The 7,314-nt window shown below is 59.5% G+C and carries 7 protein-coding genes and 1 pseudogene; 3 read left to right on the forward strand and 5 right to left on the reverse strand.

The window, feature by feature from the left end; all coding sequences use genetic code 11:
• Nucleotides 1–179, forward strand: a pseudogene (locus ACO550_RS39210) (hydrolase); the annotation flags it as partial.
• Nucleotides 180–257: 78 nt separating this feature from the next.
• Here the strand turns inward: ACO550_RS39210 and ACO550_RS39215 are convergent.
• Complete coding sequence (locus tag ACO550_RS39215; RefSeq protein ID WP_315598862.1) at nt 258–893, reverse strand: hypothetical protein; 636 nt, start codon at nt 891–893, stop codon at nt 258–260.
• A 31-nt stretch (nt 894–924) separates the two neighbouring features.
• Nucleotides 925–1,314 (reverse strand): hypothetical protein, encoded by a 390-nt coding sequence (locus ACO550_RS39220; RefSeq protein ID WP_315598861.1) that lies wholly within the window; start codon nt 1,312–1,314, stop codon nt 925–927.
• A gap of 551 nt (nt 1,315–1,865) precedes the next feature.
• Here ACO550_RS39220 and ACO550_RS39225 point away from each other — a divergent pair.
• On the forward strand, nt 1,866–2,300 hold the full coding sequence (locus tag ACO550_RS39225; RefSeq protein ID WP_315598860.1) for a hypothetical protein: 435 nt from the start codon (nt 1,866–1,868) through the stop codon (nt 2,298–2,300).
• Between the two features lie 153 nt (nt 2,301–2,453).
• Here the strand turns inward: ACO550_RS39225 and ACO550_RS39230 are convergent, their stop codons facing one another.
• The 3 genes from ACO550_RS39230 to ACO550_RS39240 form a co-directional block, all read right to left on the reverse strand.
• Nucleotides 2,454–3,827, reverse strand: coding sequence for an L-serine ammonia-lyase (locus tag ACO550_RS39230; protein WP_315598863.1), 1,374 nt, complete (start codon nt 3,825–3,827; stop codon nt 2,454–2,456).
• Nucleotides 3,828–3,891: 64 nt separating this feature from the next.
• Nucleotides 3,892–4,992, reverse strand: coding sequence for a C45 family autoproteolytic acyltransferase/hydrolase (locus tag ACO550_RS39235; RefSeq protein WP_315598859.1), 1,101 nt, complete (start codon nt 4,990–4,992; stop codon nt 3,892–3,894).
• Nucleotides 4,993–5,089: 97 nt separating this feature from the next.
• Nucleotides 5,090–6,073 (reverse strand): tripartite tricarboxylate transporter substrate-binding protein, encoded by a 984-nt coding sequence (locus tag ACO550_RS39240; RefSeq protein ID WP_315598858.1) that lies wholly within the window; start codon nt 6,071–6,073, stop codon nt 5,090–5,092.
• Nucleotides 6,074–6,279: 206 nt separating this feature from the next.
• On the opposite strand from ACO550_RS39240, the gene ACO550_RS39245 reads away from it, so the two are divergent.
• Nucleotides 6,280–7,203: a LysR substrate-binding domain-containing protein gene (locus ACO550_RS39245; RefSeq protein ID WP_315598857.1), complete on the forward strand. Its 924-nt coding sequence runs from the start codon at nt 6,280–6,282 to the stop codon at nt 7,201–7,203.
• Nucleotides 7,204–7,314 lie beyond the last annotated feature (111 nt).

Genomic DNA, 7,314 nt, shown 5'->3' on the forward strand with positions numbered 1-7,314 from the left:
AGCGCGACTGGAAGAACAAGGAAACGTACGACGCGGTGACGGGTCTGGCCAAGGAGCACTCGGGCGCCTACGGCATGGGCATCGACTATGCCTACACGATGGTCCACAAGGCAGCCCAGCGCACGCAGACGCCGCACCAATCGATCGCTCCCGTGCATGCGCCGGTGACTGAGTACTGATCCTCTCAACCTCTTAACGCGCCAAAAAGCGAAAACGGGAGCATGACGCTCCCGTAGCAACCGATTCCGTGCGAGATGCTAGCGTGCCGTGGCGACCGCCGCCGAAGACGGCAGAGTTGCGCTGAATTCGGGAGCTTCGCTGAGCGCCTTCTGCAGATTACTGAGCATATTCTCGCTGGCGCGCTGGGCTGACAGCGAGAAATTTCTCTTGAATTCCGAGAACTCCGCGTTGCCTTGGCCTGAGACCACCTTCTTGAACACGACCTTGCCACTGAGATCCGTCACGGTGCAGGTAAGGTTGATCGTAAAACTGGTTGGCGGCCAGGTAAGGGCGCTTTCCGACGACGAATCGGTCGAGATTTCGGGCGTCAGGATATAGGCGAGTTGTGCCTTGTCGATTGCCGCACGGTCGTCCGGTGCCTTGAGCTTGGTAGCGTTAGCGAACACGTTGGACAAGGTGCTGTAGAGCGGGACTTCGAGATCGCGGTATGGCAGGTAGCTAACCTTGTCGCCACCGCCGCCCGGCGTGGTGACTTCCTTGATCAGTAGCGGGTCCGGGATAACGAAGCCGATGTTCTTTTCGATCTTCTTCTGCGCAGGTGTGGCGGGCGCGGACTTGTCGGTCGCAATCTGAATCGGATGGGCACAGCCTGCCAGTGCGATTAGCGCGGCAATGGCCGCGCAGCGGCTAGCGATCGTGAACCAGGCACGCATCGTATTTCTCCTTCTTCTGTTGTTATTGGTGTTACTTCAAGGCGTCGAGGAATGCGGGGTCGGCGTAGAGCGTGGCAAGCAGCGCCTGCACCGTGTAGCCGTACTCGGTGACTGCCTTCGGAATCGCCACGGCCGCCGCGAATGACGAATCCCATTCGCGATGGACCGACTTGACCTGGTCGTAACGCACTGTCTCGCCTTTCTTGACGATGAAACGCGCCGAGACGTCGCCTGAGGCAGTGACGATCGCGGGATCGATCTCGTTGCGCAGCAGCGTGCCGGAAATCACCACATCGGCGTTCGGCGAGACTTTGCCGGCCATGGTCAGCTCACGCGTCACGGCCTCCGAGATGTACGCCGACCACGTGCCGCCATACGGTGACACCAGGCTGTTGGCGCGCAACGGAATGGGGTGTTTCACTCCGGGTCCGCTCTCAGTGAACATGCCCACCCGCATGGGCGCAGCGCCGCTGTTCTTGAGCGTCTGGACGTTGTCGAGCGATGGAGGATAGGGTGGAGCAACTACACTGCACCCCGACAGGATAAGGCCTAGTGCGCCAAGCGCCAGGCTGGTTTTAATGCGACCCACTTCGGATACCCTTTTCTTGTTTTAGATGTCTTTTTACGTCGCCGGCCACAGTAACCATGCCGTGACGATTGTCAATTGTCGGCTTGCACACACGCCGCGGAAGGCATTTTGCCAAAAGCTCGAGCCCTTTGCGCTACACCGGCAGTCTTACTGCTCTCTGCTGTTGCGCCAACTGGACACCCATCTATTGGGGGATGTTATTTGCGGTGCCGCACAATTGCTGGGGTATCGACAACCCATCGATTTATTCGTGCCTGGGCGTGATAAATATGCAAGTCGGCGTGAACGGATCCTGATAATCCTGAATACCCACTTCGCCAGGCAAACCGGGCGTATGCGCCGCGTGATAAATTTGCGTCAACTAGTAATGAGAACATTCTTAGATGCGCAACGTCGCACTCTTTCTGGTTGCGATCGCCATGGCTACCGGCGCCCAGGCAGCTAAATGTCGCAACCAGGGCAAGATCCTCTATACCCAGGATCAATATTGCCCGGCTGGCTACACTGATATCACTTCGGGATCAGGCGGCTCGGTGTCCACCATCGGCAAGTCGGCCAACGTCCAGCAGCTCGAGCAGCAGTTTCTCGCCAGCAGGGCGGACGACAGCCGCCAATACCAGGCCCAACTCGTTCAGCAACAACAGCAGGACTACGCCGCGGCGATGAATCAACGCAGCCAGTGTCAGTCGATAGACCAGCAAATTCGTTCGATCGAGGTGGCGATGCGCCAAATCAACGCCTGGCAGCAAATGGATCAGCTAAAGCGAAGCCACCGTATGCTTCGAGACCAGCAGTATCAGCTCAGTTGTCATCGCTGATTTCATTCGGCCTGACGAAAATGTAGCGGCGAATGGGAGGTAAAAATGGGAGGGCAACTGACCCAGGAACTGTCAGGCTACATTCTTGCGCTTGCGTCGCGCGATCAGGGCGACCTCGCTTAGCTATTAGCTCGGCCCCGCCTTACTCAGGTGTCAGCACTCAATGATGTTGACCGCCAGTCCTCCTCGTGCGGTTTCCTTGTACTTCGTCTTCATGTCGGCGCCAGTTTCGCGCATTGTCTTGATGACCTTGTCCAGGCTGACATGGTGACTGCCGTCGCCATGAAGCGCCATGCGCGCGGCGCCAATTGCCTTGATGGCCGCGACAGCGTTTCGCTCGATGCACGGGATCTGGACCAGTCCGCCCACAGGATCGCAAGTCAGCCCCAGGTGATGTTCCATCGCGATTTCGGCGGCATTCTCGACTTGCGCAACCGTTCCGCCCAGCAACGCACACAAGCCGGCCGCCGCCATGGAGCAAGCCACGCCTACCTCGCCCTGGCAACCAACTTCGGCGCCGGAGATGGAGGCGTTCTTCTTGAAGAGGATGCCAATGGCCGCGGCGGTCAACAGAAAATCGATGACGTCATCCTCGCACGCGCCCGCCTCGAATTTCATGTAGTAGTGGAGGACGGCCGGAATGATGCCTGCGGCGCCGTTCGTTGGCGCCGTCACCACGCGGCCACCTGCCGCATTTTCTTCGTTGACCGCCAACGCATACAGGCTGACCCAGTCCATCGCGTGCAGCGGATCGCCGGAACCGTCCCGCGTGCTCAGTTTCCGGAAAAGCGGTGCCGCGCGTCTGCGAACCTGGAAGCCTCCTGGCAGGATGCCTTCGGTGTGGCAACCTCGGTCCACACAGTCCTGCATCGTTTTCCAGATGGTCAGCAGCGCATCACGGGTATCTACGGCTGATCGCCAGTATTCCTCGTTCCGGCGCATGATTCCCGCGATCGATATGCCCAGACGCGCCGCGATTGCCAGCAGATCTGCCGCATTGGCGAACGGTAGTGGCAGCGTCTGCTCACTGGCGAGTCCCAAACCTTCCTTGTCCATCCTTGCCTCGGGTACGACGAACCCGCCGCCGACCGAGTAGAAAGTCGAGGCGCGGAGTTCTGCTCCGTCGGCGGCGAAGGCGACGAAGCGCATGCCGTTTGCGTGCAACTGCAATGCGCGCCTGTAGAACACGAGGTCCTTGCGCGCGTCGAAGGCAATCGGTCTGTTGCCGTTCAGCAGAATCGTACCTGTGCCGCGGATATCAGCCAGATAGTCCGGAATGCGCGTCACGTTAATGGTTTCGGGATCATGGCCGGACAGGCCCAACAGGATCGCCGTATCGCTGCCATGTCCTTTCCCGGTTGCGCCAAGCGACCCGTAAAGCTCGGCACGCAGATTCGTCACGCAGTCGATCGAATGATCGCGCTCGAGTGCCTCGACGAACTGCCGCGCGGCCCGCATGGGGCCGACCGTATGCGAACTGGATGGTCCGATACCAATCTTGAAGAGGTCCAATGCACTGAATGACACGTAAAACTCCAGGATTTCGAGGTTTCTGAGGCTGTCGAGGGGGCGCTGCCCGCCGCCTTGCGCGCTAGAGCGTGTATTCCTGGAACTCGCGGTGTTCATACGGTTTGCGCGCCACCCACATGACTTTCCTCGCGACGTCCATCAGCGTCGTTGCCACGGTGGCGGAGATACTGCTGAAGTCGCCAGGCTTCGGGCTGCGCAAGACGCCGTCGGGGAAGCCGAAATCGTCGGCCAGGATGGACCGGATATCGGCCCATTCGATGCCACGGTCGGTAATGGAACGCAACGCATGCTCGACGCGATGTTGCCGGTACAGGCTGTCGGGCCTTGCAGCGAGCCCTGGGTCCCGAAGCCTTGTTACGGCGACCGGAGATAGCCAGTGATTGGCATGCACGAGCACATCGTCCTGAGGAAGCGTCCAGTAGACGTCGGTGGGCGCGGCTTCTAGGCTTGCGCAGCAGCCATCGGTGGCGCTGCTCTGGGCAAGGATCATGTTGCTCGAACAGTATCGCCGGGCGTTCCACACGGTTCGCATCGCGTGCGCGAGGTTGGCGGACTCGAGCAGTCGCCGGCGCAAGAGCACGACCGGGACGCCGGGGCCATGCTGATAATCCTCATGGCAGGACAGCGCATTCCCTGTGAGCGACACGCCGTTGCTGTTGAAACCGTGCCGGGCCAGGGCTCCGGCTTCCGTGAACGCCAGGATATCGGGACCAATTTCAGCGCGGATGCGCAGGACGATGCAGGTGTCGACGCACTCTTCGCGCCAGTCCCAGTTGTGGCCGTGCAGCAACCGGCCTGTAGCGGAACGTTTTGGCAATACCACCAGTCCTGTGCAATCGCCATCTTCGCCGCCATCCTCCGGTGTGGCGTTGCCACCGATCGTCGCGAAGCCGTACAGCATTTCCGTCCGGCAATTGATGGCGATGACGTCTTCGAGCGAAGTACCTGCGCCATCGGCGATGCCGCGCATTTCTTCCAGATAGGCCGGTTCGAAGGCTTCGATTTGCGGAAGCATCGCGCGTGCGAGACGGTCGATGGTGGCGTCGTCGAGGCCCCGACGGCCAAGCTGGGCTCGGTATAGCGCCGCACCCGCGGCGATTCGTTCGGGCACCGCTCGCCCGTGTTGAAGTCCGCGGTCGTATGGCCCGCCGGCCACGTCCACGAGCGGAAAGCATTGCATTGCACGCATTCGGATATCCATCATCCAGCAGTCAAGAGGGGGCAGGGACCATGCAGTTGATGCCTGCCCGGCGGAAGTATTACTGCGCGGCCAGGTTCAGGGACTTGACCAGTGGACCCCACTGATCGGCGTCCTGCCGCGTGGATTTGGCAACAGCGGAAACCGTCTTGTCCGCAGGTTCCGTCATGTAGATCCTGTCCAGCTTTTGTCTGGATTCAGGATCTGCCCACATCTTTGTGGTAGCCGCATTGAGCTTCTGGATGATGGCGTCGGGCGTGCCCTTGGGAGCCACCAGGCCATACCAGCCACCGCCAAGTGACTTGGGAATGCCGATCTCGGCCTGTGTGGGGACATCGGGCAAGTCTGGGACCCGTTTGTCGGCAAATACCACCAGTGGCTTGACCTTCTTGTCCTTGATAAATGGGATCGCGGAGAAGACCACTGCGCTGGTCAACTGGGTTTCGCCGCCGACAACGGCCAGCAATGCAGCGGCGCTGCCCTTGTACGGAACGTTCAGGAGGTTAACGCCAGCGTGTCGGGCGAATATCTCCATATTCAAATGAGTGGAGTTTCCCTTTCCCGCAGTGCTGTAGGAATACTTGCCCGGCGACGCTTTTGCCAGACGAATCAGATCCGCGATGTTGTTTGCCGGGACGGCGTTGTTGGCAAGCAGGACTTGCGGAGTGGTGGCGAGAATGCCGATACCCGCGAAGCTATTGTCGGGATCGTAGTTAAGCTTGCCAAACGAGAAACGGTTGAGCGCGAGATTGGACTGGGTGCCAAGCAGGATCGTGTAGCCGTCTGCCGGTTGGGTGGCTACGTATGCCGCAGCGATCGATCCGTTGGCGCCGGCCCGGTTCTCCACCACAACGGTCGTACCCAACTGGCGGCCCACGTAATCGCCCCAGATGCGTGCGAGGCCATCGGCGCCGCCGCCCGGCGGAAGTGGCACAACCAGTCGGATCGGCTTCGCCGGAAATGTGTCTTGCGCGAACGCATTGCCTCCCAGGCAGGTGGCGACAGCAGCGCCACAGCACGTCAGCACCTTGAAAACGTCCTTCATCTTCAGTCTCCGCAGTACCGGCGTTGCGACTTGCGACACCGGCTTGTGCGAGAAGTATGGCGCCAGGTAGCCTCAACTTTTCATCATATTTATACGAGGTGACATACCATATTTGGTATGCTTTCGTGCAGCCGATGCCGTGATTGGCGGGTAAAGACATACGGCGTGCGGCCGCCTTATTCATCCGCCTTACTCGGACCGAAAACATGAACCTCCTGTCGCTCAGACGCTTCGACTTGAATCTGCTGGTGGTATTCGAGTCCCTGATGGAGACGGGTAGCGTTACCAAAACTGCGGAGAAACTCGCGCGCACGCAGCCGGGTGTGAGCCGCGATCTTGCCCGGTTGAGGGAGGAGTTGTCGGACCCGCTTTTTGTCCGGGTTCGGGGGAAACTGGAGGCCACGGAGTTGGCCCGGACACTCCGCGATACGGTCAGACGCGCGCTTGAGGCTGTTGACCATGCGTTGGAGGAGGGCGGGGGGTTCTGCCCATCCAGATCGACGCAGGTATTCAAGATCGGCACGACCAGTGCCATCGAACTCTTGCTGGCCCCACTGCTGCATGAATTCCTCGAAACCGAGGCGCCCAATGCGGCCGCCTACTTTTTCCCGGCATATGGCGATGTCACGCCTGTCGAGGAGCTTGAAACGGGTGTTATCGACCTGGCGATCGGTCGTTTTGATCGTTTCGATCGACACGCGCACAACGTGACGTTCTTTCCGCTGTTCGAGGAACGGCGCGTATGCCTGGTGCGGCGCGATCATCCACTCAGCGAAAAGCGGCTGGAGCTGGCCGATCTTGCCGAGATGCGGTTTATCAGCACGATCAATATGCTCGGGCGAGACAATGACGTCGACAACCTGCTCAAGGAGCATGGATTGTCCAAGCGCAGGTTTCCGATGTATGTCTCGACACTGTCCCTGGCACCGTTTGCCATGCACAAGAGCGACGCGGCAATAACCTTGCCGATGCGTGTTGCGACGATTCTGGCGAGCCAGTTCGATCTGAGCGTGCTGGAGTTGCCGGCCGAAGTTCAAAATCGAACCTACTCGATTGCCTGGCATTCTCGCTGGGACTCATCGCTCTCGCACCGATGGATGCGAGACGCAATCATTTCGATGCTCGGCTAAGCCGATGGAGGTTTAAAGGCATCGAATCTCGGTTTGCATTCCCGATGCCTGACCACATATTCAATTAATTTGAACAACTATGACAGCGATAGCCCACTTTCTCCGGGTGGG

The sequence above is a fragment of the Cupriavidus sp. genome (assembly GCF_057315035.1).

Bases quoted from the DNA above. Each gene is read 5' to 3' on its own strand.
- ACO550_RS39215 (WP_315598862.1), bottom strand. From the start codon at position 893: ATGCGTGCCTGGTTCACGATCGCTAGCCGCTGCGCGGCCATTGCCGCG.
- ACO550_RS39225 (WP_315598860.1), top strand. From the start codon at position 1,866: ATGCGCAACGTCGCACTCTTTCTGGTTGCGATCGCCATGGCTACCGGC.
- ACO550_RS39240 (WP_315598858.1), bottom strand. From the start codon at position 6,073: ATGAAGGACGTTTTCAAGGTGCTGACGTGCTGTGGCGCTGCTGTCGCC.
- ACO550_RS39245 (WP_315598857.1), top strand. From the start codon at position 6,280: ATGAACCTCCTGTCGCTCAGACGCTTCGACTTGAATCTGCTGGTGGTA.